The sequence below is a fragment of the Streptomyces sp. NPDC057474 genome (assembly GCF_042802555.1).
Classification (GTDB): domain Bacteria; phylum Actinomycetota; class Actinomycetes; order Streptomycetales; family Streptomycetaceae; genus Streptomyces.
In genome coordinates this window covers 1-25,193 of record NZ_JBHVDX010000148.1, presented here as the reverse complement: position 1 = coordinate 25,193, position 25,193 = coordinate 1, and the positions used below count along the sequence as shown (strand labels likewise).

General features: G+C 71.2%; 22 protein-coding genes. 5 read left to right on the top strand and 17 right to left on the bottom strand.

Annotated features, from left to right (window positions below; all coding sequences use genetic code 11):
- Window positions 1-110 precede the first annotated feature (110 nt).
- Window positions 111-311, bottom strand: a complete 201-nt coding sequence (locus tag ACFU53_RS32030; RefSeq protein ID WP_384000210.1) for a hypothetical protein — start codon at window positions 309-311, stop codon at window positions 111-113.
- Between the two features lie 258 nt (window positions 312-569).
- A complete protein-coding gene (locus ACFU53_RS32025; RefSeq protein WP_384000207.1) occupies window positions 570-809 on the bottom strand; it encodes a hypothetical protein in 240 nt (79 codons plus the stop codon).
- Window positions 810-1,005: 196 nt separating this feature from the next.
- Here ACFU53_RS32025 and ACFU53_RS32020 point away from each other — a divergent pair, with 196 nt between their 5' ends.
- A complete protein-coding gene (locus ACFU53_RS32020; protein ID WP_384000213.1) occupies window positions 1,006-2,334 on the top strand; it encodes a serine/threonine-protein kinase in 1,329 nt (442 codons plus the stop codon).
- Window positions 2,335-2,449: 115 nt separating this feature from the next.
- Here the strand turns inward: ACFU53_RS32020 and ACFU53_RS32015 are convergent, their stop codons facing one another.
- The 8 genes from ACFU53_RS32015 to ACFU53_RS31980 all read right to left on the bottom strand — a co-directional run bounded on the left by ACFU53_RS32015 (window position 2,450) and on the right by ACFU53_RS31980 (window position 14,449).
- Complete coding sequence (locus ACFU53_RS32015) at window positions 2,450-3,268, bottom strand: TrmH family RNA methyltransferase (RefSeq protein ID WP_384000204.1); 819 nt, start codon at window positions 3,266-3,268, stop codon at window positions 2,450-2,452.
- A 108-nt stretch (window positions 3,269-3,376) separates the two neighbouring features.
- Window positions 3,377-4,609, bottom strand: a complete 1,233-nt coding sequence (cobA, locus tag ACFU53_RS32010; RefSeq protein WP_384000201.1) for a uroporphyrinogen-III C-methyltransferase — start codon at window positions 4,607-4,609, stop codon at window positions 3,377-3,379.
- Window positions 4,610-4,883: 274 nt separating this feature from the next.
- Complete coding sequence (cobT, locus tag ACFU53_RS32005; protein ID WP_384000198.1) at window positions 4,884-9,284, bottom strand: nicotinate-nucleotide--dimethylbenzimidazole phosphoribosyltransferase; 4,401 nt, start codon at window positions 9,282-9,284, stop codon at window positions 4,884-4,886.
- Window positions 9,285-9,631: 347 nt separating this feature from the next.
- A complete protein-coding gene (gene cbiE / locus ACFU53_RS32000) occupies window positions 9,632-10,843 on the bottom strand; it encodes a precorrin-6y C5,15-methyltransferase (decarboxylating) subunit CbiE (protein ID WP_384000195.1) in 1,212 nt (403 codons plus the stop codon).
- 126 nt (window positions 10,844-10,969) lie between these two features.
- Window positions 10,970-11,608 carry a GNAT family N-acetyltransferase gene (locus ACFU53_RS31995; protein ID WP_384000192.1) on the bottom strand — a complete coding sequence of 213 codons (639 nt, stop codon included), beginning with the start codon at window positions 11,606-11,608 and terminating at the stop codon, window positions 10,970-10,972.
- Window positions 11,609-11,766: 158 nt separating this feature from the next.
- The gene (locus ACFU53_RS31990) at window positions 11,767-12,600 is read right to left on the bottom strand and encodes a MetQ/NlpA family ABC transporter substrate-binding protein (protein ID WP_384000189.1); all 834 of its coding nucleotides are present in this window, start codon (window positions 12,598-12,600) and stop codon (window positions 11,767-11,769) included.
- A 77-nt stretch (window positions 12,601-12,677) separates the two neighbouring features.
- Entirely contained in the window at window positions 12,678-13,409 is a 732-nt protein-coding gene (locus ACFU53_RS31985) for a methionine ABC transporter permease (RefSeq protein WP_384000185.1), read from the bottom strand.
- Window positions 13,406-14,449, bottom strand: coding sequence for a methionine ABC transporter ATP-binding protein (locus ACFU53_RS31980; RefSeq protein ID WP_384000182.1), 1,044 nt, complete (start codon window positions 14,447-14,449; stop codon window positions 13,406-13,408). The genes ACFU53_RS31985 and ACFU53_RS31980 overlap by 4 nt, the downstream gene beginning before the upstream one ends.
- 454 nt (window positions 14,450-14,903) lie before the next feature.
- Here ACFU53_RS31980 and ACFU53_RS31975 point away from each other — a divergent pair, with 454 nt between their 5' ends.
- Entirely contained in the window at window positions 14,904-15,263 is a 360-nt protein-coding gene (locus ACFU53_RS31975; protein WP_384000179.1) for a hypothetical protein, read from the top strand.
- Entirely contained in the window at window positions 15,244-15,702 is a 459-nt protein-coding gene (locus ACFU53_RS31970) for a hypothetical protein (protein ID WP_384000176.1), read from the top strand. The genes ACFU53_RS31975 and ACFU53_RS31970 overlap by 20 nt, the downstream gene beginning before the upstream one ends.
- Before the next feature lie 107 nt (window positions 15,703-15,809).
- Here ACFU53_RS31970 and ACFU53_RS31965 read toward each other — a convergent pair whose 3' ends face one another.
- The 3 genes from ACFU53_RS31965 to ACFU53_RS31955 form a co-directional block, all read right to left on the bottom strand.
- Window positions 15,810-16,307 carry a GNAT family N-acetyltransferase gene (locus ACFU53_RS31965; protein WP_384000173.1) on the bottom strand — a complete coding sequence of 166 codons (498 nt, stop codon included), beginning with the start codon at window positions 16,305-16,307 and terminating at the stop codon, window positions 15,810-15,812.
- 45 nt (window positions 16,308-16,352) lie between these two features.
- Window positions 16,353-16,859: a sigma-70 family RNA polymerase sigma factor gene (locus tag ACFU53_RS31960; RefSeq protein ID WP_384000170.1), complete on the bottom strand. Its 507-nt coding sequence runs from the start codon at window positions 16,857-16,859 to the stop codon at window positions 16,353-16,355.
- Window positions 16,860-17,018: 159 nt separating this feature from the next.
- Window positions 17,019-18,209, bottom strand: a complete 1,191-nt coding sequence (locus ACFU53_RS31955) for a glycerophosphodiester phosphodiesterase (protein WP_384000168.1) — start codon at window positions 18,207-18,209, stop codon at window positions 17,019-17,021.
- A 331-nt stretch (window positions 18,210-18,540) separates the two neighbouring features.
- Between ACFU53_RS31955 and ACFU53_RS31950 the strand changes: the two genes are divergently transcribed.
- Window positions 18,541-19,215 carry a lysophospholipid acyltransferase family protein gene (locus ACFU53_RS31950; RefSeq protein WP_384000165.1) on the top strand — a complete coding sequence of 225 codons (675 nt, stop codon included), beginning with the start codon at window positions 18,541-18,543 and terminating at the stop codon, window positions 19,213-19,215.
- 103 nt (window positions 19,216-19,318) lie between these two features.
- Here the strand turns inward: ACFU53_RS31950 and ACFU53_RS31945 are convergent, their stop codons facing one another.
- From ACFU53_RS31945 to argH, 4 genes are all read right to left on the bottom strand, one after another.
- Window positions 19,319-20,842 (bottom strand): MFS transporter, encoded by a 1,524-nt coding sequence (locus ACFU53_RS31945; protein ID WP_384000162.1) that lies wholly within the window; start codon window positions 20,840-20,842, stop codon window positions 19,319-19,321.
- Window positions 20,839-21,441, bottom strand: a complete 603-nt coding sequence (locus tag ACFU53_RS31940) for a TetR/AcrR family transcriptional regulator (protein ID WP_384000159.1) — start codon at window positions 21,439-21,441, stop codon at window positions 20,839-20,841. Before ACFU53_RS31940 ends, ACFU53_RS31945 begins: the two co-directional genes overlap by 4 nt.
- Before the next feature lie 83 nt (window positions 21,442-21,524).
- Window positions 21,525-22,496, bottom strand: coding sequence for an aldo/keto reductase (locus tag ACFU53_RS31935; RefSeq protein WP_384000156.1), 972 nt, complete (start codon window positions 22,494-22,496; stop codon window positions 21,525-21,527).
- A gap of 189 nt (window positions 22,497-22,685) precedes the next feature.
- Window positions 22,686-24,116, bottom strand: a complete 1,431-nt coding sequence (argH, locus tag ACFU53_RS31930) for an argininosuccinate lyase (protein WP_384000153.1) — start codon at window positions 24,114-24,116, stop codon at window positions 22,686-22,688.
- Window positions 24,117-24,384: 268 nt separating this feature from the next.
- Here argH and ACFU53_RS31925 point away from each other — a divergent pair.
- On the top strand, window positions 24,385-25,193 hold an 809-nt coding region (locus tag ACFU53_RS31925), incomplete at its 3' end, for a hypothetical protein (protein WP_384000150.1).

Here is a 25,193-nt window from a genome sequence, read left to right as displayed (position 1 = left end):
GCTCCCCAGCTGCGCGGGCGTTTATTGCCGTCCGCCGCACCCCCGTCCCCACGGGGTTTCATGGGTGGATGTCCCCGCCCGGACCGCTCTTCCGGGCCTGGAGTCGCCGCTCAGCGCCCCAGCATCACACCCACGGACGACGCTTGTGTGACCACTGCTTCCCAGCCGCCGAAGGCGTACACGAGCAGGGTCGCCAGGGGGAGGACCATCGCGGTCGCCACCAAGGGGTGGCGACGACCCGGACGACGGTCGGCGGTGAACGTCCTGCGCTCCCGTGTGCGGATCGCGGTCCGCGGTGCCGTGTGGGCCATGGTCCCTCCTCTCTGACCGGTTCTCGTCGGTCTTGCTTGTTGTTGGCAGCGGCGGGTGCCTGACCTCGGGGGACGAGTGCTGCACCCGCCGCTTGACCTCAAATCTAGGCGCGCGGCGGGGGTGGGTCGTCATGCCCTCGTATCGATTGCCGGGCCTCCCGGAGGATGAGCGATGACCTGCGATGTACTCCCCAGGGTGGAGACGAGGTCCTAGGTCTCGGGGTCTTCCCGGAGGGGACGCCCGGTCTGCCCCTTCTGCTACGCGTCCCGCTCCGAACCGTCCTCGCGGGGCACCGGCTGCTCGACCAGCGCGAGGACCCGGTTCGCCATGAACCTGGCCGTACGCACCACGGAGCCGTTTCGGGTGACTTCGCTCACTTCCACGACACCTCGCCGTACCGCCGTCTCCACCCGGCGGCCCGCCCTGCTCGCGATCACCTCGTAGGTGCGCGTCGTGTCCCCGGCGTCCACGACTATCTCCACTCGGTCACCCTTCACGGGTTCAATCCCCCTTCTCTGGTGGCTGGTTGGAACCACAGGCGGCCCAACACCGCCCCGAACTCCTGTTCCCTGACCGCACTTCAAGTTTCCCACCCGGCACTGACAATCCATCGGGTCGTGAGGGCGCGGCCTCTGCGCACGCCCGGCCGTGGAAACGTAAGCTGTGGCTCGTCAGACGGAACGGGCAGCGGGGATGAACATGGCGATGATGCGCCTGAGGCGCGAGGACCCGCGCGTCGTCGGCTCGTTCAGGATCCACAGACGGCTCGGCGCGGGCGGAATGGGCGTCGTCTACCTGGGCTCCGACCGGCGTGGACAGCGGGTCGCGCTCAAGGTGATCCGGCCGGATCTGGCGGAGGATCAGGAGTTCCGGTCGCGGTTCGCGCGCGAGGTGTCGGCGGCACGGCGGATCAGGGGCGGGTGCACCGCCAGGCTGGTCGCCGCCGATCTGGAGGCGGACCGGCCGTGGTTCGCCACGCAGTACGTGCCGGGGCCCTCGCTGCACGACAAGGTCACCGAGGAGGGCCCCATGTCGGCCGCCGATGTGGCCGCCGTCGGTGCCGCCCTCTCCGAGGGGCTCGTGGCCGTGCACGAGGCCGGTGTCGTACACCGGGATCTGAAGCCGTCCAACATCCTGCTGTCCCCGAAGGGGCCGCGGATCATCGACTTCGGTATCGCGTGGGCGACCGGCGCCTCGACCCTGACCCATGTCGGTACGGCCGTGGGATCGCCCGGGTTCCTCGCGCCCGAGCAGGTGCGTGGGGCCGCCGTCACGCCGGCGACGGACGTCTTCTCCCTCGGGGCCACGCTCGCCTACGCGGCGACCTCCGACTCGCCCTTCGGACACGGCAGTTCGGAGGTCATGCTGTACCGGGTCGTGCACGAGGAGGCGCAGCTGCGCGGGGTGCCCGACGCGCTCGCCCCCCTCGTCCGTGCCTGTCTGGCGAAGGACCCGGAGGAGCGGCCCAGCACGCTCCAACTGTCGCTGCGGCTCAAGGAGATCGCCGCCCGTGAGGCGCAGGGACTGACCGATGTCCGGCCGCCCGCGCCGCGTACCGATCCGGACCGGCCCTCGGGGCGGCTCGCGGAGCAGTACGTCGAGCAGCGCACGTTGCGGCAGCCGCCGGAGCCCCGTGGGACACAGCCGGGCAGGTCGGGTGCGCCGGGTACGCCGCCGCCTCGGACCGGGGGTGGGTCCCGGGCGGGCGGTGGCGGTTCGCGGACCGGTGGTGGGTCGCGGTCCGGTGCGCGGCCCGCGCCGTCACGCAACACGACCGGGTCCGGGAAACGGCCCGCACCGCGCAGTGGTGCGGGGCGGCCGGGGCCGCGGACCAATGGGACGGCGCGGCGGCCCGCCAATCCGCGGCTGCTGCGGCAGCGGCTTGTGGTGTTCGTCGTGGTGACGTTGCTGGCTGCGCTCGGTATCGCTACGGCGCAGGGGTGTCAGGGGCCGTCGCGGGGGCTCGGCAACGACACTGGCGTACGGCAGGAGCAGTCGTCGGTGGAGTTGGGCAGCGACTGACGGTTGGTCCGGGCGGAGACAAGGACAGCGCTCGGGACTGCTGCTCGGTTGTTCGCTGCGGGTCCGACGGGGCTGTTCGCGCAGTTCCCCGCGCCCCTTGTGGCTCAGCCCCTTTTCAGAGTTGTGGGCGTCCCGTCGCCACCGCGTAGAAGGCGACTGCCGCTGCCGCGCCCACGTTGAGGGAGTCGACGCCGTGGGCCATGGGGATGCGGACCCATTCGTCGGCGGACATGAGGGCCTTGGTGGAGAGGCCGTCGCCCTCGGCGCCGAGCATGAGGGCGACGCGGTCCATGCGGTGCGGGGCGGCCTCGTCGAGGGACCTCGCTTTCTCGTCCGGGGTGAGGGCGAGCAGTGTGAAACCGGCGTCACGGACCGCGTCGAGACCCTTGGGCCAGGTGTCCAGACGGGCGTACGGCACGGAGAAGACCGCGCCCATCGAGACCTTGACGCTGCGGCGGTAGAGCGGGTCGGCGCAGTCCGGGGAGAGCAGGACCGCGTCCATTCCGAGGGCGGCGGCCGAGCGGAAGATGGCGCCGATGTTGGTGTGGTCGTTGACCGACTCCATGATCACGACCCGGCGGGCGGCCCCCAGGAGCTGGTCCGCCGTCGGCAGGGGCTTGCGCTGCATCGAGGCGAGGGCACCCCGGTGCACGTGGTAGCCGGTGACCTGTTCGGCGAGTTCCGGGCTGACCGCGTAGACGGGAGCCGGGAGTTCGTCGATGACGTCGCGCATGACGTCGACCCACTTGGCGGAAAGCAGCATCGAGCGCATCTCGTAGCCGGCTTCCTTGGCCCGTCTGATGACCTTCTCGCCCTCGGCGATGAACAGGCCCTCTGCGGGTTCGCGCCTGCGGCGCAACTCCACGTCGGTCAGGCCGGTGTAGTCGCGCAGGCGCGGGTCGTCGGGGTCCTCAACGGTGATGAGATCGGCCACAGGGTGATACTGCCTTGTCCTGGGTGTGGTGCCAACGGCTTGGGACGGGTCGAGTTACCGGTGGTTACGGTTCCGCTCCGCTACGGTCCGGGGTCGCCGCCCGGGGGGTCACGCGTTCGCCCCGGGCCCCACCTTCACGACTTCGCCGATGACGATGACCGCCGGCGGCTTGACGTCCTGTGTACGCACGGTCTCGGCGACCGTGGCGAGGGTCGCGTCGACCCGGCGCTGGGCGGCCGTGGTGCCCTCCTGGACCAGGGCGACCGGGGTGTCCGGGGACTTGCCGTTCGCCACCAGGGTCTCGGCGATCCGGCCGATCTTGTCGACGCCCATGAGGATCACGAGCGTGCCGGTCAGCCGTGCGAGAGCCGGCCAGTCGACCAGGGAGCGCTCGTCGTCGGGGGCCACATGGCCGCTGACCACGGTGAACTCGTGGGCCACGCCCCGGTGGGTGACCGGGATGCCGGCCGCGCTCGGGACGGAGATCGAGCTGGAGATGCCGGGGACGACCGTGCAGGGGATGCCGGCCTCGGCGAGCGCGTGCAGTTCCTCCATGCCGCGGCCGAAGACGTACGGGTCACCACCCTTGAGGCGCACGACCGACTTGCCCTGCTTGGCGTGCTCGATCAGCGCGTTGTTGATCGCCTCCTGCGCCATGAAACGGCCGTACGGGATCTTCGCCGCGTCGATCACCTCGACGTGGGGCGGGAGTTCGGCGAGCAGGTCGCGCGGGCCGAGGCGGTCGGCGATGACGACGTCGGCCTCGGCGAGGAGGCGGCGGCCACGCACGGTGATCAGGTCCGGGTCGCCGGGGCCGCCGCCGACGAGGGAGACGCCGGGGGTGCGGGTGCGGTGGTGGAGGGCGACGAGGGTGCCGTCGCGCAGGCCCTCGACGACCGCGTCGCGGATGGCGGCGGTGTGGCGGGGGTCGCGGCCCTGGGCGTTGGCGGTGAGGACGGCGACCGTGACGCCCTCGCTGTGGCCGGTCGCCGGGGTCCACGCGGTGGCTTCCTCGGCGTTGTCGGAGCGGACGCACCAGATGCGGTGCCGCTCCGCTTCGGCGGACGCACGGGTGTTGGCCTCCGGGTCGCCGGTGGCGATCAGGACGTACCAGGCCTCGGCGAGGTCGCCCTCCGCGTAGCGGCGCTTCTCCCAGGTCAGCTCACCCGCGTCGGCCATCGCTTCCACGGAGGGGGTCGCTGACGGGGAGACGAGGATGATGTCGGCGCCGGCCGCGATGAGGGCGGGGAGGCGGCGTTGGGCGACCTGGCCGCCGCCGATGACGACCACTCGGCGGCCGGTGAGGCGGAGGCCTACGGGGTAGGCGGGGTGTTCGGCCATGAGGGTGCGGCTCCTCTTGCGGCGGCGGTGCGAGACGGAGCCCCTGCGGCTTTGGAGTGGCCCCTGACGTGCGGATTTTAAGGCGTGGGTGGGGTGGTGGCGGGGGTGGGGTGGGGTTTTACTCCCCGTACCCGCCCCTTCCCGAAACCGGGGGCTCCGCCCCCGGGTCCCCGGGCGGCCCGGTGGGCGGTTGCGCCCACCCTCCCCCATCGCCCTGCGGAACGACTGCCCACAACCTCAGCCGGGTCAGAGAGGCACCCGGCACTCACTCCCCCTATTTCTCGGTTACCCCCGCCGAATCGAACGTCGCCACCTCGTGCATCGCTCGGGCCGCGCTCTGGACCACCGGGAGGGCGAGCAGGGCTCCGGTGCCCTCGCCGAGGCGGAGGTCGAGGTCGACCAGGGGACGGAGGCCCAGCTTCTGGAGGGCGGCCACGTGGCCCGGCTCCGCGCTGCGGTGGCCGGCGATGCAGGCGGCGAGGACCTCGGGGGCGATGGCGCGGGCCACCAGCGCGGCGGCGCCGGCGCTGACGCCGTCGAGGATGACCGGCGTACGGAGGGAGGCGCCGCCCAGGAGGAGGCCGACGATGGCGGCGTGTTCGAAACCGCCGATCGCCGCCAGCACGCCGATGGGGTCGGCGGGGTCCGGCTGGTGCAGTTCGATGGCGCGGCGCACGACGTCGGTCTTGCGGGCGAGGGTCTCGTCGTTGATGCCGGTGCCCCGGCCGGTGACCTCGGAGGGGTCCGCGCCGGTGAAGACGGAGATCAGGGCGGCGGAGGCGGTCGTGTTGGCGATGCCCATCTCGCCTGTGATAAGCGCCTTGTTGCCGGCCGCGACGAGGTCGCGGGCCGTCTCGATGCCCACCTCGATGGCCTGCTTGGCCTCCTCGCGGGTCATCGCGGGACCGGTGGTCATGTCGGACGTACCGGCGCGGACCTTACGCGGCAGGAGCCCCGGGGTGGCCGGGAGGTCGCTCGCCACGCCCACGTCCACGACGCAGACCTCGGCGCCCACCTGGGTGGCGAAGGCGTTGCAGACCGCTCCCCCGCCGAGGAAGTTGGCCACCATTTGGGCCGTCACCTCCTGCGGCCACGGGGTGACGCCCTGGGCGTGGACGCCGTGGTCGCCCGCGAAGATCGCGACGACCGCGGGCTCCGGGATGGGCGGCGGGCACTGGCGGGACAGGCCGGACAGCTGAGCGGAGATGATCTCCAGCATGCCGAGGGCGCCCGCGGGCTTCGTCATGCGCTTCTGGCGCTCCCATGCCTCGCCGAGCGCCTTGGCGTCCAGCGGGCGGATGCCGGCGACGGTCTCGGCGAGCAGGTCGTGCGGGTCCGCGCCGGGCAGGGCGCGGCGGCCGTACGTCTCCTCGTGGACGACCCAGGACAGCGGGCGTCGCTTGGCCCAGCCCGCCTGCATCAGCTCGGGCTCCTCCGGGAACTCGTCGACGTACCCGACGCACAGGTACGCCACGACCTCCAGGTGCTCGGGCAGGCCGAGGGCGCGGACCATCTCGCGCTCGTCGAAGAAGCTGACCCAGCCGACGCCGATGCCTTCGGCGCGGGCCGCGAGCCACAGGTTCTCGACCGCGAGGGCGGAGGAGTACGGGGCCATCTGCGGCTGAGTGTGGCGGCCCAGGGTGTGGCGGCCGCCGCGGGTGGGGTCGGCGGTGACGACGATGTTGACCGGGGTGTCGAGGATCGCCTCGATCTTCAGTTCCTTGAACTGCTTCGCCCGGCCCTTCGGCAGCGACTTCGCGTACGCCTCGCGCTGGCGCTGGGCGAGCTCGTGCATCGTGCGGCGCGTCTCGGCCGACCGGATGACGACGAAGTCCCAGGGCTGCGAGTGGCCGACGGAGGGTGCCGTGTGGGCGGCCTCCAGGACGCGGAGCAGCACGTCGTGCGGGATCGGGTCGTCTCGGAAGCCGTTACGGATGTCTCGGCGCTCGCGCATGACCTTGAGGACGGCCTCGCGTTCGGCGTCGTCGTAGGGGGGCGCGGCCGGGCCCGTGGGCCGCCGTACTTCTTCCCGTACGTCTTCGGGTGCTTCTTCCACCGGGGCCGTGCTCTCTTCGGCTGCTGCTTCTGCTGCTTCTGCTGCTTCTGCTGCTTCTGCTGCTTCTGGTTCTACCGCCGCTGCGCTGTCTTCCAGGTCCTCCTGGTCGGCGGCCCTGGTGTCCAGGTCCTCCGCGTTCTGGGCGACGTCCGGGTGCGCGTCGGCCGCCGCGAGCGGCTGCGGTACGACGATCGTCTCGGCCTCGGAGTCCCGAGGGGCGGGGACCGTGGCCTCGGTCTCCGGCTCGGGTGCGGACTCGGCTGCCTCCGCCTGCCCCTCGGCCGCCGGGAACTCGGCGGCGACGGGCGTCGGCCGGTGGTCCACGGGCAGCGGCGGGACCACCATCCCGTGGGGCGGGGCCGGGGCCGGGTGCGGAGTGGTCGGCACGGAGGCGTCGACGGGCACGAACTGGCCCAGCGCCTGGTCGGCGGCGGCCTGGAGCGCGGGCTCCTGGGGCGCGCCTGCCGGCGGGGCGTCGGGGACGGGCTCGGCCGGGGTCTGGACCACGGCGCCCTGGGGGGCGTCGATCCGGGAGGCCACGGGGATCGGCGCCTCGGCGACGGGGGGCTCAGCGGCTGAGGGGTCCACGGTCGCGGGGTCCATGGCTGCCGGGTCTGCTGCGGGCTCGGAGGGGTAAGTCGAAGCCTCGCCGGTCGGTTGGTCGGCGGGGGCAGGCTCCTGGGCATCCGAACTGTCGGCCGACTGGTCCGCTGCGTTCACATCCGTGACCTCGGGCTCGACGACGGCCTCGGGTACGGGCGGCTGCACGGGCTCCGGCTGCGGGGCGCTCTCGGTGGCCTGCGCCACCACGGCCTGGTTCTGCTCCTCGTCGTGGTCGTGGTCCTGGTCCGCGACGAGTGCGATCGGTTCGGTGGCCTGCGGGCCCTGCACAGCGGGCTGCGGTTCCGGCCGCGCGGGCTCCAGCGGCTGGGCCTTTTCGGCCACGGCCTCGGGCTGCGGCTGGGGCTGTGCGGCCTCCACCGGGGATTCCGGCGCTTGGGCCTCGACTGCCCCGACGTCCGCCGACTGCGACTCCTCGGTTACCGGTGCCTCCGCCGACTGCTGAGGGTCCTGCGCGAGGACGGCGTCCGGTGCGGTGTCCGGTACGACATCGGCGGCCTGCTCGTCCGGGGACGCCAAAGCGCTCTCCTCGTCCGGCGCGGCGGTCACGAGCTGCGGGTCCGACACGCCGGTGGCGGCCTGCTCGTCGGCCACGGCGGTCGGCGCCTGCTGCTCGGGGGCGGCCTGCTCGGCGTCCTCCGCCACGGCCGTGTCGGCCTGTGGCAGCGCGTCGGCCTCGGTGAGCTGGGCCGGTACAGGCTCGGCGCCCTCCTCGGGCTCCTGCGGGACCTGGGGGACGTCCTGTGCCTCGGCGGCGCTCTGGGCCTGGACCGGCTCGGGGCCCTGGGCGGCCGGGGGGAAGGGCGTCGCGTGCGGCAGTTGCGCGGCCGGGGCGGCAGGCGCGGCCTCCGCGGCTTGCGCCTCGGGTGCCGTCGCCACCGGCTCGGGGGCCAGCGGTTCCTCGGCCGGCGGAGCCTGCGAGGCGTCCACGTCGGACGCGACCTCGGCGACCTCGGGCGCCGAGGGCTCCACGGGTGCCTCCGGGGCCGGCGCCTGATCGACGAACGGGTTTTCGACGGTCTCCGGGACCTGGGCCTGCACGGCGGCCGGCGCTTCGGCCGCCTCCGGCACCTGCGCGTCGACGGCAGCCGGCGCTTCCACGGCCACCGGGGCGTGGACCTCGATCGCCTCCGGAACCTCGGCCTGCACGGGGGCAGCCGGGGCTTCGGCCACCTCCAGCACCTGCGCAGGGAGGGCAGCGGGCGCATCCACTGCTTCCGGCGCCTGCAGCTGCGCGGCGACCGGCGTTTCCACGGCCTCCGGGGTCCGGAACTGCGCGACCGCGGCCTCCTGGGCCAGGGCGTAGGCGGCGTCCTGGGCCTGGTGGAGGGCCTCCGCGTCCTGGATCTCCTCCGGTACGTCCGCGACCTGCGGCGTCTCCACGGCCGTCGACGTCTCCGCCACGGCCACGAAAACCTGCGCCTCCTGCGGAACGACCGTTTCTGCAGCCGCTCCCCCTGCGGCCACTCCCGGCGCGGGGGCGGCCGGGGCGCCGACCCACTGCGACACGGGCTGCGGGGGCACGTCGAGGTACTCGGGGCCGTTGGTGGGCGGACCGGGCTGGCGTACGGCGGCAGGCGGGACGGGGGCGCCCGCCGGGCCGCGGTCGGCGAGGGAGCGGACCGGGCTGGCGGAGGCGTCGGGGGTGGGCGGGCCGAGGTGCAGCGGACGGCGGGCCACCGGCGGCTGTGGGACGGGGGTCGCGACGGGGGTGCGGACGGCACCCAGGTCGAGCGAGCCGCTGTCCCGGCCGGACATCTCGTGCGGGCCCGGCTCGTGGACGACGGGCTCGTGGACGACCTGGACGACGGGCTCGGGGGCGGGCGGCGGCATTTCGTTGCCCCACGCGCCCTGGGCACCCGGCAGCAGGAGGTCTTCGTCCTCGGCGGCGGTCTCGGAGAGGTAGGTGTACGCACCCGGCGCAGGGACGCCCGGCTGCTCCACCATGCCTGCGCTCTCCGGCAGTCCCTCGCCCGGGACCTGGCCGGTGTCGGTCATGCGTACCCCTCGCCCATCGGTTAGTGCCTCCATGCCGGCTGGCCCGGGAACGGCGCACCTACCGCCCCACTGTGAAGAACGAGCGTGCGCGCCCAGCGGCACGTGACGACCCGGCTGCATGTCGACAAAGCCATCGAATGGCCATTGTCCCCGTCGTCCCGCCGTCGCGACAGCTTGATCCGCGACGGTCCGCTGTGGACTGCGCCACGTTGCGCGTCCTCCCCGTTTCGCTGTACCACACACGCCCTCAAAACGGGCGCGCTTTTAGGACATTGACCGACGAAGTGCCGGGTGCCGAAGTGCGGTACAACAGTCGGCCAGCCTACCGCGCCGGTACGACAACCGGATCACAGGGAACGTTCGGGCAACGTCCCACTGAGCAGGAACGCGACGCTCCGTTCTCTCTCCGTCCAGGCTCTTGTCTCGAGTTCGACGGACTGGACGAACTCGCAGCGGACCTCGTATCCGTGCTCGCTCAGGTCCCGTCCGATGCGCTCGGCGGCGGGGCGGGTCAGGGCGTGGGTGACGATCCGCTGCGGGCGTCGGTCGACTACGGCGGAGACCACCGCCACTCCCCCGCCGCCGACGCGCACGACGTCGGGTTCGGGGAGGTCCTCCAGGATGTGCGGGGCGGCGCCGTGGACCACCTGGAGCTGGACGCCGAAGCGACGGGCGGCGAGAGTCGTACGGCCGCAGGCCTCGGGGTCGCGGTCGACGGCGATGACGGCGGCGCCGCAGCGGGCGGCCTCGGTGGCGAAGGCACCGCTGCCGGAGCCGATGTCCCACACGAGGTCGCCCACGCGCGGCCCCAGGTGGGCCAGTTGGGAGGAGCGCAGCAGTTCGGCCTCGCCCTCACCCATGGCGCCGCCGTAGACGCCGGAGTGCAGGGCCCAGCCGCGCGGTCCGGTGCCGGGGTCGCGGCCGGCGAGCCAGCCGCCGCCCTCGGCCGCGGTGGCGTGGCCGCCGATGACGATGACGAGGTTGGGGTCGCGCCAGGTGCGGTCGACGGCCTTGTCGGAGGTGACGACGGTGACCCGCTCGCGTTCGGTGCCGAGTTCCTCGCCGATCACGAAGGTGCGGTGAACTCCGTCGAGCAGCAGGCCCAGTTCGGCGGGACCGGCGCCGGGCGAGGTGAGGACGGCGACCTTGGTGTGGGCACGGCACACGTTCACCGCGCGGCGCAGCGTACGGCGGTGGGCGACGACCACCTGTGCGTCGTCCCAGGGCATGCCCGCGCGGGCAAAGGCGGCGGCCACGGAGGAGACGCCGGGGACGACTTCGACCTCCAGGCCGAACTCGGGGGACCTGAGGGTGCGGACGACGCCGAAGAAGCCCGGGTCGCCGTCGGCGAGGACCACTGCGGTGCCCCGGTGGCCGGCGATGCGACGGGCGGCGAGGGCCACGCTGCCGAGGCGGATACGTTCGGCGGCCGGGGGCACCTCGGGCAGTGCGAGGTGGTGGGCCGCGCCGGCCACCAGTGTGGCGGCGGCGAGGGCGGAGCGCGCCGCGGCGGTCAGGGGGGAGCCGTCCCAGCCGATCACCGTGACCCGGTCGGCCATCGTCGTCAGTCTCCTGAGGGTTTTCGCAGGTCGTCGGGAATGCCCGCTCGGGGTCCCGTGAGGGTACCTGGTGACGCGGTGGGACCCGGCGGCCGGGCGGCGGCCTCGCGCGTGCCCGTGGGTTGTTCAGTTCCAGTCCGAGTAGGCGCCGAAACCACCACTGTCGGCCAGTTCCTCGCTGACGCCCTCGATGTCCTCCGGGAGGAGGCTCCAGACGATGAAGTCCGTGCGAACCTCGGTCCAGCCGTCCTCGGGGGTGCGGGTGCGCGCTATGCAGGCGTTGCGCAGCACGCCCTCGCTGATACAGCCGATCTTCTGGGCGACCTGCTGGGAGGCGGTGTTGTCGGCGGCGGTGCGCAGCTCGATACGTTCGAACTTCTGCTCACGGAACAGCCATTGGGCGGTCGCGAGGGCGGCCTCGGAGGCGTAGCCCTCGCCGCGCGCCCAGGGGGCGACGACGTACGACAGTTCCGTGGATCGCACGTGCCAGTCGGTCTCGGTCAGCTGGATGACGCCGACCAGACGCTGGGTGAGGAACTCGGTGACCGCGAGGTCGAGGCCGCGTCCCGAGGCGCGTTCGGTGGGCGCGTACTCGGTGATCCAGGTACGCGCCTCGCGTTCGGTGAACGGCTGCGGGACATCGGTCCAGGCCATCACCTGCTCGTCGTTCATCATCTCTATGAACGCCTGGATGTCGTCCTCGTCGAACGGGCGCATAACCAACCGATCCGTGCTGATGGAGATGTCGGGAAAGGTGCTCATCATGCGCCGCTCCGTAACCTTCGAAACCTTTGAGGGCCTGCTGAACTGCCCAGCATGCAGCATGAAAGCACTGAATCGCACCATGGGGCACACTCCCCGTGAGGGAGCGGACCCCATGCGTGGCGATACGCCGTATACGTGCCGTCGATTCGGAAGAGCGGTCAGAAGGACGGAATGACGGAGCCGTTGCTCCACTTGTCCTCGATGAACTTCCGAACCTCGTCGGAGGTGAGGAGCTTGGCGAGCTTCTCGACGCGCGGGTCGTCCTCGTTGCCCTCCTTGACCGCGAGGAAGTTGCCGTTCGGGTTGTCCTTGGCGGGCTCGACGGCGAGGGCGTCCTCGGCGGGCGAGAGGTCGGCCTCGATGGCGTAGTTGCCGTTGATCACCGCGGCGTCGACGTCGTCCAGGGAGCGCGGGGTCTGGGCCGCCTCCAACTCCTTGAACTGGAGCTTCTTCGGGTTCTCGGTGATGTCGGCGGGGGTCGCGTCGGTGCCGACGCCGTCCTTGAGCGTGATGATCCCGCTCGCGTCGAGGAGCTTGAGGGCACGCGCCTCGTTGACGGTGTCGTTCGGGATGGCGACGGTCGCGCCGCTCTTGAGGGCGTCCGTGCTCTTGACCTTGTTCGAGTAGAGGCCGAGGGGTTCCAGGTGGACCGTGACGACGGGCACGATGCTGGTGCCGTTCTTCTTGTTGTAGTCGTCGAGGTACGGCTGGTTCTGGAAGTAGTTGGCGTCCACGGAGCCGTCCTCCGTCGCCGGGTTCTGCAGGACGTAGTCGCTGAATTCCTTGACCTCCAGCTCCAGGCCCGCGTCCTTCGCCAGGTTGTCCTTCACGAAGTTGAGGATGTCGGCGTGCGGGGTCGGGCTGGCGGCGACGACCAGCGGGCCGCTCGTGTCGGAGGCGCTGTCGGCCTTGTCCGCGCCGCAGGCGGTGAGTCCGAGGGTGAGGGCTCCGGCGGCGAGTACGGCGGTGGCGAGCTTGGCGGTGTTACGCACGAAAAGTGCCTTTCCTTTTGGGTGCAGCGATCCCGTCGTGGGTGGGACGGGACATCTATGGGTGGCCGACGTACGGACTAGGCCTTGGTGACCTCAGGAGCGGTGGGTTCCGCCTTCAGCAGCCGGAGCCTCGGTGCGGCGCCCGCGTGGCTGCCGCGCCGGTGGAGGGCACGGGCGGCGTAGTCGCCGCCGAACTGGATGACGGAGATGACGACCGCGAGCACCGCCACGGTGATCCACATCAGTTCGGTCTCGAAGCGCTGGTAGCCGTACCGGATCGCGATGTCGCCGAGGCCGCCCGCGCCGACGGTGCCGGCCATGGCCGAATAGCCGATGAGGGCCACGACGGTCGTGGTGGCCGAGGAGATCAGTGACGGCAGGGACTCGGGGACGAGGACCCTGCGGACGACGGTCCAGGTGTTGCCGCCCATGGCCTGCACGGCCTCGACGAGCCCGTGGTCCACTTCGCGGACGGCCGTCTCGACGAGGCGCGCGAAGAACGGGATCGCGCCGATGGCGAGCGGCACGATGGCGGCCTCGCGGCCGATGGTCGAGCCGGTGACCCAGCGGGTGAAGCCCATCAGCGCGACCATCAGGATGATGAAGGGCATCGAGCGGGCGATGTTCACGATCTGCCCGATGACCTTGTTGGCCAGGACGTTCTGCAGCAGGCCGCCCCGGTCCGTGAGGACGAGCAGGATGCCGAGCGGGAGTCCGCCGACGACCGCGATGAGGGTGGACCAGCCGACCATGTAGAGCGTGTCCCAACACGCCTGTTCGAGCAGGGGCTGTATCTCGGTCCAGGTCACTTGGCACCTTCCTTCACCGGCGTGGACGCCTGGGCGTCCCGGCCGACCACGTCGATCCGCAGGCCCTGCTCGCGCAGGAAGCCGACGGGAACGACGTTCTCCTCGTAGCGGCCGGGCAGTTCGATGCGCATCCGGCCGATCTGGAGACCGCCGACGGTGTCGATGGCGGCGCCGAGGATCGAGATGTCGATGTTGTACGTGCGGGACAGCTGCGAGATGACCGGCTGGGTCGCGGCCTCGCCCTGGAAGGTGACGTCGAGGACCGTGCGGTCGTCGCCGGTGGCCTCGCCGCCCACCGGGAACAGGGCGGAGGCCAGTTCGGAGCCGGGGGTGGCGAGCAGTTCGCTGACCGTGCCGGACTCGACGATCCGGCCCTTCTCCATGAGGGCGGCCGAGTCGCAGATCGTCTTGACGACGTCCATCTCGTGCGTGATGAGCAGGACGGTCAGGCCCAGCTGCCGGTTCAGGTCGCGCAGTAGCTGGAGGATCGAGCGGGTGGTCTCCGGGTCGAGGGCGCTGGTGGCCTCGTCGGAGAGGAGCACCTTCGGGTCGCCGGCCAGCGCGCGGGCGATGCCGACGCGTTGCTTCTGGCCGCCGGAGAGCTGGGCAGGGTAGGCCTTCGCCTTGTCGGCGAGGCCGACGAGGTCGAGCAGTTCCAGGGCCTTGCGGGAGCGCTCCTTGCCGGACCTGCCGAGGATGTCGAGCGGCAGCTCGACGTTGTCCTGGACCGTGCGGGAGGACAGCAGGTTGAAGTGCTGGAAGACCATGCCGATGCGGCTGCGGGCCCGGCGGAGTTCCCGCCCGGCGCGGGGGCCGCGGCCGGCCAGGGCGGTCAGGTCCTCGCCCGCCACGGTCACGGTTCCGGAGGTGGGACGTTCCAGGAGGTTGACGCAGCGGATCAGCGAGGACTTGCCGGCGCCGGACTGGCCGATCACGCCGTACACCTCGCCCTCGCGTACATGCAGATCGACGCCGTCGAGGGCGGTTACCTCGCGGCCTCGACCTCGGTAGACCTTGGTCAGGCCCGATGTGGTGATCACTGGGGTTTCCGTCACTGTCGAGTGCGCGGGCGTGGGTGTGCCCGGGCACGGGTGCAAGCGGTCAGGGACGCGACGCGGTTCTCGCGGTGGCGATGGAACCGGGGGAGAACATGCGCGCGGGGAGGCTCGGTCCGTCACGCGAAACGGCGTACGGGGCCTTCTAGAAGGCGCACATTCGACACATACAACGAGCACCGGGCGTCATCGTCGCCTCGGTCGCAAGGGTGCGGCAGCTCGTCGTGGTCATGAGATCAGTAAAGCAGATGTATGACGCAGGCGAGAGAGGGCTGTCCGTATACCGGACAGCCCTGAGAGGCGTATCCGCAGGTGCGCCGTGGTGACGTCCACCCTGCGGGCACCTGCCGTTGTGGCCAAGGCCACGATGCGCGGCTCTCGGGTTTCATGGCCCGGGGCCGGGCGCGGCGGGGGTTTTGGGCCGTAATAGGGTCGCGGCATGTTTGTTGCCCTGACGGTGACGACCGCCGTCGCCGCGCTTCTGCTCGCCGCCTGGTGCGGCTGGGCCGCGTATCGCGATCAGCCGACCAAGGACTGGCACTTCATCGGCATGGCCGTGGTGTCGGTGCTGGCCCTTGTCCAACTGGTCGTCGGGATCGTGCAGTTGGCGCGTGGGGAGAAGCCGGAGCAGGGGACCACGATCTTCGTCTCCTACCTCCTCGGGGCGTTCGCCTGTGTCCCGGTGACCGGGTTCATGTCACTGGCGGAGCGCACCCGCTGGGGCAGCGTGACCGTCGCGGCCGGCGGTGTGGTGCTGGCCGTGCTGCAGGTGCGGCTCTATGACATCTGGGGAGGCTGACGTGACGGTCGCTCCGCGGGAGAAGCCGGAGACCGGGCGGGCGCGGCTCATCAGCGGGCCGGGGATGCTGCTGGTCTGGCTGTACGGCGTGATGGTCGTCGGGGCGGTGTCGCGGTCCATCGCGCAGATCTCGACCGAGTTCGAGCATGCCCCGCTCGCCTACTCGCTGTCCGCGCTCGCCGGCGTGGTGTACGGGTTCATCACGTACTCGCTGGTGCGCGGCGGGGAGTTCGCCCGGAAGGCCGCGAGGATCTGTTGTGCGGTGGAACTGGCGGGCGTGCTGATCGTGGGCACCTGGACGCTGGTCGAGCCGTCGGCGTTCCCCGACAAGACGGTGTGGTCGGACTACGGGATCGGGTACCTGTTCATTCCCGTGATCCTTCCGGTCACCGCGATGTACTGGCTGCGGAAGAGTGCGCGACAGGGGGAAGCCGCCTGAGGGTCGTCAGGCGGCTGCGGGTCAGTCGCGGCTGGTCGCGCCCACGCGACGGAGCCGCAAGTCGAAACGGCCCCGGGCCCCTGAAGGGGCACTGTCCAGAAGCTCTTTCATGCCGTGGCCGCGTATGCCTCCGCCGGCTTCTCCAGCACCACCATCGGTACGCCGTCCTGACCCTGGCTGGTGCCCACCGTCTCGTAGCCGACTCGGCGGTACAACCGGAGGTTGCCCTCACTGCGGTGGCCGGCGCTGAGGCGGAACCGGGTGGCGCCGTGCTCCTCGGCGAGGGCCGACTCGGCCGCGCGGAGAAGCCTCGCGCCGATGCCGTGGCCCTGGAGGCGCGGGTGGACGCAGAGTTTGCCGATGGCCGCGGTGCCGTCGTCATCGAGGGCGCCGCGCACCGAGCCGACCACTTCGTCACCCAGCCGGGCCACGAACACGCAGTCCGAGGCGACCTCCGCACGGACGGAGTCGAGGCTCTGGACGAGCGGATCGATGCGGTAGTTGCCGTACAGTGCCGCCTCGCTCTGGAAGCACAGGTACTGCAGCCTGAAGATCTGCTCGGCGTCCTGCCCGGTCGCCACCGAGATGGTCACGCTCATGCCCATGTGTGCACGCCTCCCGCTCACCTGCTCACCCGATGTCCTTCACTCCTATCCCCGTGGTTCGCGTGCCGCAACCTCCGCGGCCAGCAATCGTCGAAGACATCCCAGGCATCTGGAACGTTCCGGACCGAGGCTGCCCTGTGAGATACCCAACTCGCCCGCGATCTCGCGGTAGGTGAGGTCCCGTGGGGACAGCAGGGCCGCGAGCAGCCGGGGGCAGCGGCCGGGGAGCCGGCGTACGGACGCGTACAGCGCGCGGCGGCGGGCGGCCGTGAGGGCCTGCTGCTCGGGGCCGGGTGCGTGCGCGTCGGTGGGCTCGGCGGCGTAGGGCCGTTCGAGTCGGGCCGTGCGGCGGCTGAGGCGGGCCTCGAAGCGGACGGCGCTGCGCAGCCAGCCTTCGGGGTCCGTGGGTGGGCCGTCGGCGTCGAGCCGTTCCAGCAGGCGCAGCCAGACCGCCTGTTCGAGGTCCCCCGCCTCGGCGCCGGCCGCGTAGGCCTCGGCCGACACCTCCGCGACCAGCAGGGGGCGGAGGGTGGCGAGCATGTCGTGTGTCATATGCCCCGGGACGCCGCCGCCCCGGCAGGGGTTGCCGGGGCGGACGGGAGTCACCCCAATCGGGGCATGGGGCTCGGTCGTTGACGTGCGGGGCCGTGGGCCGGGTGGCTCACGGACCGGCCGAAACGGTCGACGGTCGGCCGTCGGCTGTCGGCCGCCTCAGTCGTTGACGAAGTCCGCGTGGGCCAGCAGGCCCGTGTCCGGGTTGTCGGTGAAGATGCCGTCGATGCCGGTGTCGAAGTACACCTTGAACGCGCCGAAGGCGTCTCCGTAGGCGTTGGCGTCCGTGCCCTTGCGGAAGTTCGCGGGCAGGAAGCTGTTCTCGTTGCGCATGGTGTAGGGGTGCAGGATCAGGCCCTTGGCGTGCGCGTCGGCGACGAGGGTGGTCGGCGTGGTGAGGTTGCCGCCCGAGTCGCGCGGGATGATCAGGTCGAGCGTGGGGCCGATGCCGTTGGCGTACGAGGCGATCCAGGCGAGCCCGGCCGGCTTGACCAGGTCGGCGACGGTGCGCGGGTCGCCGGCCTCGACGAAGTCCCAGGGGCGCGTGGCGGCGCCGGAGAGCAGGACGACGAGGGGGCTGTCGACCAGGCGGTTCAGGCGCTGGATGCTGCTCGGCTCGAACGACTGCAGGAAGACGGGCGAGTTCTTCTTGTGCCGGTCGTACTTGCGCAGCAGCTTGGCGAGCGGCTCCTCCAGGCCGAGGCCCAGCTTGCGGAAGTAGGTGGGGTGCTTGGTCTCGACGTGCAGCCAGATCCGCTTGCCCCGCTTCTTGCCCTCCTTGTCGGCCCAGCGCAGCACCTCCTCGAAGGAGGGGATCTCCCAGCGGCCGTCGTAGAGGGTGTTCTCCTGACGGTTGCCCGGGATGCGCTCCTTGGCCCGCAGGGTCTTCAGCTCCGCGAGGGTGAAGTCCTCGGTGAACCAGCCGGTGTAGGAGACGCCGTCGACGACCTTGGTGGTCTTCCGGGCGGCGAACTCGGGGTGCGCCGCGACGTCGGTCGTGCCGGTGATGTCGTTCTCGTGACGGCATACGAGATGGCCGTCCTTGGTGGGGACGAGGTCCTGCTCGATGACGTGCGCGCCCATGTCGAGGGCGAGTTGGTACGAGCCGAGCGTGTGCTCCGGGCGGTAGCCGCTGGCGCCGCGGTGCGCGATGATCGTCGGCACCGGCAGACTCCGGTAGCCGCCGCCCGACTTCGCGCCCGACTTCGCCTCGTCGGCTCTCGCCGTGGCCGGCAGTCCGAGGACCGCTCCGCCCGCGCCGAGCACCGCGGCACCGAGCAGCGCCCGCCGCCCCGCTCCGCGTCCCTGCTCGTTCGAGTCCTGCGACTGCCGCGACTCCTGCGTCCCCATGACCGGCTCCTCCACCGTGATGCCCTGCACCTGTCAAAGCGGGACGATCGTAGGTGTCCCGAGGTGACCGTTGGGAGACCTGGGACCGAACACGCGGAAGACGCCTTATGTCGCACCGGAGGCGAAAGATGACGGAGTATCGGTTCGGTGACGCGACGTCCGTCACATGTTGCGGGCCGGTGACAGCCCGCCACTTCGGCGTCACCGCAGGTAAAGCCGCGTCAACAGTTGGTATCCACTCGGTGAACCCGATGTGCGCCACCCTGTGAGCCGGGAGTATCGTCCTCACCTGCACAGACTTGTACCGGAACGCTTGACATGGGAGGGCCCGTTGTCCCGCTTCGTGCTCATCAAGGCAGTGCTCGGACCGATCATGCGCCTGATGTTCCGCCCCAGGGTGGAGGGTGTGGAGCACATTCCGGGGGACGGTCCGGTGATCCTCGCCGGCAACCATGTGACCTTCATCGACTCGATGATCCTGCCGCTGGTCTGCGACCGGCAGGTCTTCTTCATCGGCAAGGACGAGTACGTCACCGGCAAGGGGATCAAGGGCCGTCTGATGGCCTGGTTCTTCACCGGCGTCGGCATGATCCCCGTCGACCGCGACGGCGGCCGTGGCGGGGTCGCCGCGCTGATGACCGGGCGGCGGGTGCTGGACGAGGGCAAGGTGTTCGGCATCTACCCGGAGGGAACGCGGTCGCCCGACGGCCGCCTGTACCGGGGGCGTACGGGGATCGCCCGGCTGACGTTGATGACCGGGGCGCCGGTCGTTCCCTTCGCGATGATCGGGACGGACAAGATCCAGCCGGGGGGTGCGGGGTTGCCCCGGCCGCACCGGGTGACTGTGCGGTTCGGTGAGGCGATGGAGTTCTCCCGGTACGAGGGGATGGATCGGGACCGGTACGTGCTGCGGGCGGTGACCGATTCCGTGATGGCTGAGGTCATGCGGCTGTCGGGGCAGGAGTACGTCGACATGTATGCGTCGAAGGCGAAAGAGGCGGCGTAGCTCCGCGGCGCAGCTCCGCCGGGAGTGCCGGCAACTTCGGTCGTTCGTCGGCTGCGGGCCGGTGGGGACTGGTGGGTGCTGGTCGCGCAGTTCCCCGCGCCCCTCAGGGGCGGCTGTCGAGCCGTTGGCCGCGTAGCAGGAACCACGCTGCCGCTGCCGTCGCGAGCAGCACCGCCGCGCCTGCGCCTGCGGCGATGGTCAGGCCGTCGACGAAGGCAGTCTGGGCCGACGTCAGCATTTCCTGGGCCTTGCCCGACGGCATGTCGGCCGCCACCTCCACCGCTCCGCCCAGTGACTCGCGGGCCTCGGCCGGAGTGCCTGCCGGGGCCGTGAAGTCGCGGTAGACGCCCGTCACGATCGAGCCCAGGACCGCGATACCCAGAGCCGCTCCCAACTCGTACGCCGTTTCGGAGACCGCCGAGGCCGCGCCCGCCTGTTCCTTGGGGACGCTGGAGAGGATGACGTCGGCGGTGACGGTGAAGGAGAAGCCCGCGCCGATACCGACGATCAGCAGGGCGGCGCCGATCAGGGGGTAGCCGGTGGACCCGTCGACCAGGGTGAGCAGGGCGAGGGCCACGCCGATGGCCGCGAGGCCGCCCGCGACCACGGAACGGACGGAGAAGCGGCGGGCGGCGGCACCGGCGATCAGGCCCGCGACCACCGCGCCGATGGCCGCCGGCAGTTCGGCGAGACCCGCCTCCAACGGGCGTCGGCCTTGAACCAGTTGCAGGAACTGCGAGAGGAAGAAGACCAGGCCGGACAGGCCGAGGATGGTCAGCAGGTCGGCGAGGACGGCGCCGGAGAAGCCCCGGTTGCGGAACAGGCGCATGTCCAACAGCGGGTGCGGCAGGGTGAGCTGACGGCGTACGAAGAAGAACAGTCCGGCTATGCCGAGGAGGCCCGCGGCGAGCGCGTTGCCGTCGACGCCGTGGGTGGCGGTCTCCTTCACCGCGTACACGACACCGATCATGCCGACGAGCGACAGGCCGACGCTGAGCACGTCCCACGGGCCCGGGCTCGGGTGGCGGGACTCGGGCAGCAGCTTGATCCCGACGAGGACGAGCACGGCCATCACCGGCAGGTTGATCAGGAAGACCGAGCCCCACCAGAAGTGTTCGAGCAGGAAACCGCCGACGACCGGGCCGACCGCCGTACCGGCGGAGGCCGTGGCGCCCCAGATGCCGATGGCGAGGCTGCGCTCACGCGGGTCGTGGAAGAGGTTGCGGATCAGGGCGAGGGTGGCGGGCATCAGGGTCGCGCCCGCGACACCGAGCAGCGCCCGCGCGACGATCATCGTCTCGGGCGTCGTGGCGTACGCGTTGAGCACGGATATCGCGCCGAACGCCGTGGCACCTATGAGCAGCAGCTTCTTGCGGCCGATACGGTCACCGAGGCTGCCGGCCGAGACGAGCAGGCCCGCGATGACGAACGAGTAGACGTCGCCGATCCACAGGAGCTGGGTGCCCGAGGGCTTCAGGTCCTCGCTGATGTAGGGGGTCGCGAGACCGAGGACGGTCGCGTCGACGGCCACCAGCAGCACGGCGAACACGAGGACGGAGAGCGCGAGCCAGCGGCCCGGCCTCTTCTCCGCCTCCGTCGTGCGGGCCGGCCGCAGGGTGCTGGTCATGATTCCTCTCTCGATTGTTCGGTATATCTCTGCTGTTCGGGATGTTCCTGTTGTTCGGGATGACGCAGTGCGCCGCCGAGCAGCAGCTCGGCGATCATGAAGGTGAAGTCCTTGGAGGCCACGCGGCCTTCCGAGACCGCCCAGGCGCCGGAGGCCAGCAGGCCGTAGAGCGCCTCGGTGAGCCAGGCCGGGGTGAGGTCGATACGGAACTCGCCTGCCGCCTGGCCGCGCTTGAAGAGGGCCGCGATGCGGTCGTCGATCCGGGCCCAGCCCTCGTGCTGCTCCTCCCCCTCGAACAGCTGGTTCTCGGTGTAGAGGAAGGCGAGCAGGCCGGCGGCCGGTTCGATCTCTCGCACGAGCCGTCGTACGGCATCGCGCGCCGGGCCCTCGGCCGGGCGGGCCGCATCCAGCGCGGCCTCGCACTCCGCGATGCCGAGCGTCTCCAGTGCGCGTACGAGCGCGTCACGTCCGGCGAAGTGGCGGTGCAGCGTGGCCCGGCTGATCCCGGCGACCCTGGCGACCTCGTCCATGGTCGCGGTGGATTTGCGGGTCAGCAGGGTGGCTGCGCTGCGCAGCACGTGTTCACGGTCGACAGCCATGAGACAACCATAGCCCATATGAGACACACCTGTCTCATCGTGGGCATGAACGTCTCATGTCCGGTCGCATACCGGGGTTCTTCTCAGTGCCAGGGCAGGCTCCCGCGCTTGCCCCAGTACGTCCACGGGTCCTCGGCGAGGTCCGCGAGGCGGGTCAGCTGCTCGTCGTCGAGGTCGACGACCGCCGCGTGCAGGTTGGAGGCGAGCTGGGTGATGGTGGCGGCGCCGGAAAGAACGACGCCGGCCCACGGCTGCCGCAGGACCACCGCCAGGGCGACCGAGTCGCAGCCCAGGCCCGTCTGCTCGGCGACGGCCCTGAGCGCGTCCGGGGCATGCGGACCGGCCAGCCGGCCGTTGGCCATGCCCTCCTTGACGATCACGGTGAGCCCGGCGTCGTGCGCCTCGGCGAGGGCGGGCGCGGCGGAGGTCTCCAGGGCGTTGTACGTCGACTGGACGGTACGGAAGAGGGGTTCGCCGTCGACGGTCACGGCGAGGGCGGTGCGGATGGCCTCCGCCTGGGCCGGGCCACTGGTGGAGAAACCGATGGTGACGCCCTGGGCCGCGGCCTCCGCCAGCTTGGCGTGGAGTTCCTTGTCCGTGAGGGCCGGGCTGTCCGGGGTCACCGAGTGGATCTGGTAGAGGTCGAGCCGGTCTCCGAGCAGCTCGGCGCTCTCGGCGCGCTGCCGCTCGTACGTCTGGAGGCTGTGGTCCTTGACCTCGTGCTTCTCGGCGTCGGTGGTCCAGGCGGCGGTGTAGGTGTAGCCCCACTTGCTGCCGACGACGATGTCGTCGATCTCGGGGCGGGCCTTCAGCCAGTCGGCGAGGAACTCCTCCGAGAGGCCGTACGAGCGGGCCGCGTCGAAGTAGCGGACGCCCTGGGCGTGGGCGGTGTCGAGGAGTTCGTGGGTGCGGGTGCGGAGGGCGTCGACGGTGCGGGTCTCTCCGAGGTCGTCGTCGCGGCCGAGGTTGATGTACCCGGGGCGGGCGACTGCGGCCAGGCCGAAACCGATGTGGCAGGTGGGGGTTGTTGCTGCGGCCAGTCGGGCGAAGGGCATCGCGGGCTCCGTTCGGTCGGCTCCTTGCGGTATCCGGACCCAACGTAACCTGCGATGACGCCCCGCCGGGTGAGCCGGGGCGCCCAAGAGCTCGGGGCTTATCGCGCTTTGGCGGGTGCGGGTGCGTCGTGGCCGGCCGCGCAGTCCCCCGCGCCCCTTACGGGCTTGCGCCCGTTCGGAGCGGCGTGACTAGCTCTTCTTGGCGGTTGCCCAGGCATGCTGGGCCGCCACGTCGGTCTTGATGTCGGCCAGCTGGATCGCCACCGCGCTCGGGGCCGTGCCTCCTCGGCCGTTGCGGGAGGCCAGGGCGCCGGGGACGTCGAGGACCGAGCGGACCTCGGGGGTCAGGTGGGACGAGATCTTGGCGAACTGGTCGTCCGTCAGGTCGTTCAGTTCCTTGTTCTCGGCCTCGGCCGCCTTGACGCACTCGCCGGCGACCTCGTGGGCGACGCGGAAGGGGACGCCCTGCTTGACGAGCCACTCGGCGATGTCGGTGGCGAGGGAGAAGCCGGCGGGGGCCAGTTCCTCCATGCGCTCGCGGTGGACGGTGAGGGTGGCCATCATGCCGGTGAAGGCGGGGAGGAGGATCTCCAGCTGGTCGATGGAGTCGAAGACCGGCTCCTTGTCCTCCTGGAGGTCGCGGTTGTAGGCGAGGGGCAGGGCCTTGAGGGTGGCCATCAGGCCCGTCAGGTTGCCGATCAGGCGGCCGGACTTTCCGCGCGCCAGCTCCGCGATGTCCGGGTTCTTCTTCTGCGGCATGATCGACGAGCCCGTCGAGAACGCGTCGTGGAGGGTCACGAAGGAGAACTCCTTCGTGTTCCAGATGATGACCTCCTCGGCGATCCGGGAGAGGTTCACGCCGATCATCGCGGTGATGAAGGCGAACTCGGCGACGAAGTCGCGGGACGCCGTGCCGTCGATGGAGTTCGCGGAGCTGCCGTGCTCGAAGCCCAGGTCCTTGGCCACCGCCTCCGGGTCCAGGCCGAGGCTGCTGCCCGCGAGGGCGCCTGAGCCGTACGGGGAGACGGCCGTGCGCTCGTCCCACTGGCGCAGGCGCTCCGCGTCCCGGGAGAGGGACTGGACGTGGGCGAGGACGTGGTGGGCGAAGAGGACGGGCTGGGCGTGCTGGAGGTGCGTGCGACCGGGCATCGCCACGTCCGGGTGGGCCTCCGCCAGGCCGATCAGCGCGTCCTGGAGCTCGGCGATCAGGCCGCCGATCGTCCGGGCGTGGTCGCGGAGGTACATCCGGAAGAGGGTCGCGACCTGGTCGTTCCGGGACCGGCCGGCGCGCAGCTTGCCGCCCAGGTCGGGGCCGAGGCGCTCCAGGAGGCCGCGCTCCAGGGCGGTGTGCACGTCCTCGTCGGCGACGGTGCCGATGAACTCACCCGACGCCACATCCGTTTCGAGCTGGTCCAGGCCCGCGATCATCCGGGCCAGCTCGTCCTCGGTGAGCAGACCCGCCTTGTGCAGCACGCGCGCGTGGGCGCGGGAGCCCGCGATGTCGTACGGGGCCAGCCGCCAGTCGAAGTGGACGGACGCGGACAGCTTCGCCAGGGCCTCGGCGGGACCATCGGCGAAACGGGCGCCCCAGAGCCGTACGTCACCGCTGTTGCTGCTCACTTGCGTTGCTCCTAGAGAGGGTGTGGATGTGGCCTCGGACCTTTTATACGCCTCGGGCGAGGTAGCGCTCGGGTCACGGTCTCTCCGCACACTGCGTTCACCGTCATGCATGAGTATGCAGAACTCTGCATGAATCGTCAATCTGACAGAACTTTGAGAGACGCGGAGAAAGGTTTGAACAAACGAAACCGCTTTCCCGTAACTCTCCCCGAACGCAGGCGCCGCGTTTGTAAACAACGACCACACCCGACCCGAGTGAGGCATCCGCATGTCCAGGGCTCTTCCGAAGTACAACAAGCGTCGCGTAGGGATCATCGGCGGCGCCGCCGCGGTCGTGCTCTCCGGAGCGGTCATCGCGGGTTCCGCCCTCGCCGGTGAGGGTGCCAACAACAACGGACAGGACGCCGCGGGGAACGCGTCCCCAGGCACCATCTCCTGCCCGGCCGTCGAGGGAAGCCTGCCGGCGATCCCCGCCTCCGCGCAGGCCGAGGTCGACAGCAACCTCGCCCAGCTGCAGACCCAGATCCAGGAGGCCAATCAGCGCCTGATCGACACGGTCGGCCAGGGCGGCGCCAACTTCGTCCAGAACGCCATCCTCGGCCCGCTGGAGGACAAGCGCGTCGCCGCGCTGAACCGCATCGAGACCGCCATCGGCCGCGCCGCCGCCAAGCCCGAGGGCCTCGAAGCCCTCGCGCCCTGCGAACTCGTCCAGGGCGGCGCCGCGGGCGCCGGCGAGGAGGCGGACGCCGGTGCGGAGGCCGGTGCCGGTGCCGGTGCGGAGGCCGGCGCGGGCGAGGACGCGGGCAACGCGGGTGCCGCGGGCACCATCACCTGCCCCGAGGTCGAGGGAAGCCTCCCGGCCATCCCCGCCTCCGCGCAGGCCGAGGTCGACCGCAACCTGGCCCTCCTCGACACGCAGATCCAGGAGGCCAACCAGCGCCTGATCGACACCGTCGGCCAGGGCGGCGCCAACTTCGTCGACAACGCCATCCTCGGCCCGCTGGAGGACAAGCGCGTCGCCGCGCTGAACCGCATCGAGACCGCCATCGGCCGCGCCGCCGCCAAGCCCGAGGGCCT

What these genes read in the sequence shown, in the direction of transcription:
- ACFU53_RS31995 (WP_384000192.1), bottom strand. Translation starts at nt 11,608, where the DNA reads ATGATGAGCACCTTTCCCGACATCTCCATCAGCACGGATCGGTTGGTT.
- cbiE (WP_384000195.1), bottom strand. Translation starts at nt 10,843, where the DNA reads ATGGCCGACCGGGTCACGGTGATCGGCTGGGACGGCTCCCCCCTGACC.
- ACFU53_RS31945 (WP_384000162.1), bottom strand. Translation starts at nt 20,842, where the DNA reads ATGACCAGCACCCTGCGGCCGGCCCGCACGACGGAGGCGGAGAAGAGG.
- ACFU53_RS31960 (WP_384000170.1), bottom strand. Translation starts at nt 16,859, where the DNA reads ATGACACACGACATGCTCGCCACCCTCCGCCCCCTGCTGGTCGCGGAG.
- cobA (WP_384000201.1), bottom strand. Translation starts at nt 4,609, where the DNA reads ATGGCCGAACACCCCGCCTACCCCGTAGGCCTCCGCCTCACCGGCCGC.
- cobT (WP_384000198.1), bottom strand. Translation starts at nt 9,284, where the DNA reads ATGACCGACACCGGCCAGGTCCCGGGCGAGGGACTGCCGGAGAGCGCA.
- ACFU53_RS31935 (WP_384000156.1), bottom strand. Translation starts at nt 22,496, where the DNA reads ATGCCCTTCGCCCGACTGGCCGCAGCAACAACCCCCACCTGCCACATC.
- ACFU53_RS31965 (WP_384000173.1), bottom strand. Translation starts at nt 16,307, where the DNA reads ATGGGCATGAGCGTGACCATCTCGGTGGCGACCGGGCAGGACGCCGAG.
- ACFU53_RS32030 (WP_384000210.1), bottom strand. Translation starts at nt 311, where the DNA reads ATGGCCCACACGGCACCGCGGACCGCGATCCGCACACGGGAGCGCAGG.
- ACFU53_RS31970 (WP_384000176.1), top strand. Translation starts at nt 15,244, where the DNA reads ATGACATCTGGGGAGGCTGACGTGACGGTCGCTCCGCGGGAGAAGCCG.
- ACFU53_RS31955 (WP_384000168.1), bottom strand. Translation starts at nt 18,209, where the DNA reads ATGGGGACGCAGGAGTCGCGGCAGTCGCAGGACTCGAACGAGCAGGGA.
- ACFU53_RS32020 (WP_384000213.1), top strand. Translation starts at nt 1,006, where the DNA reads ATGAACATGGCGATGATGCGCCTGAGGCGCGAGGACCCGCGCGTCGTC.
- ACFU53_RS31975 (WP_384000179.1), top strand. Translation starts at nt 14,904, where the DNA reads ATGTTTGTTGCCCTGACGGTGACGACCGCCGTCGCCGCGCTTCTGCTC.
- ACFU53_RS31940 (WP_384000159.1), bottom strand. Translation starts at nt 21,441, where the DNA reads ATGGCTGTCGACCGTGAACACGTGCTGCGCAGCGCAGCCACCCTGCTG.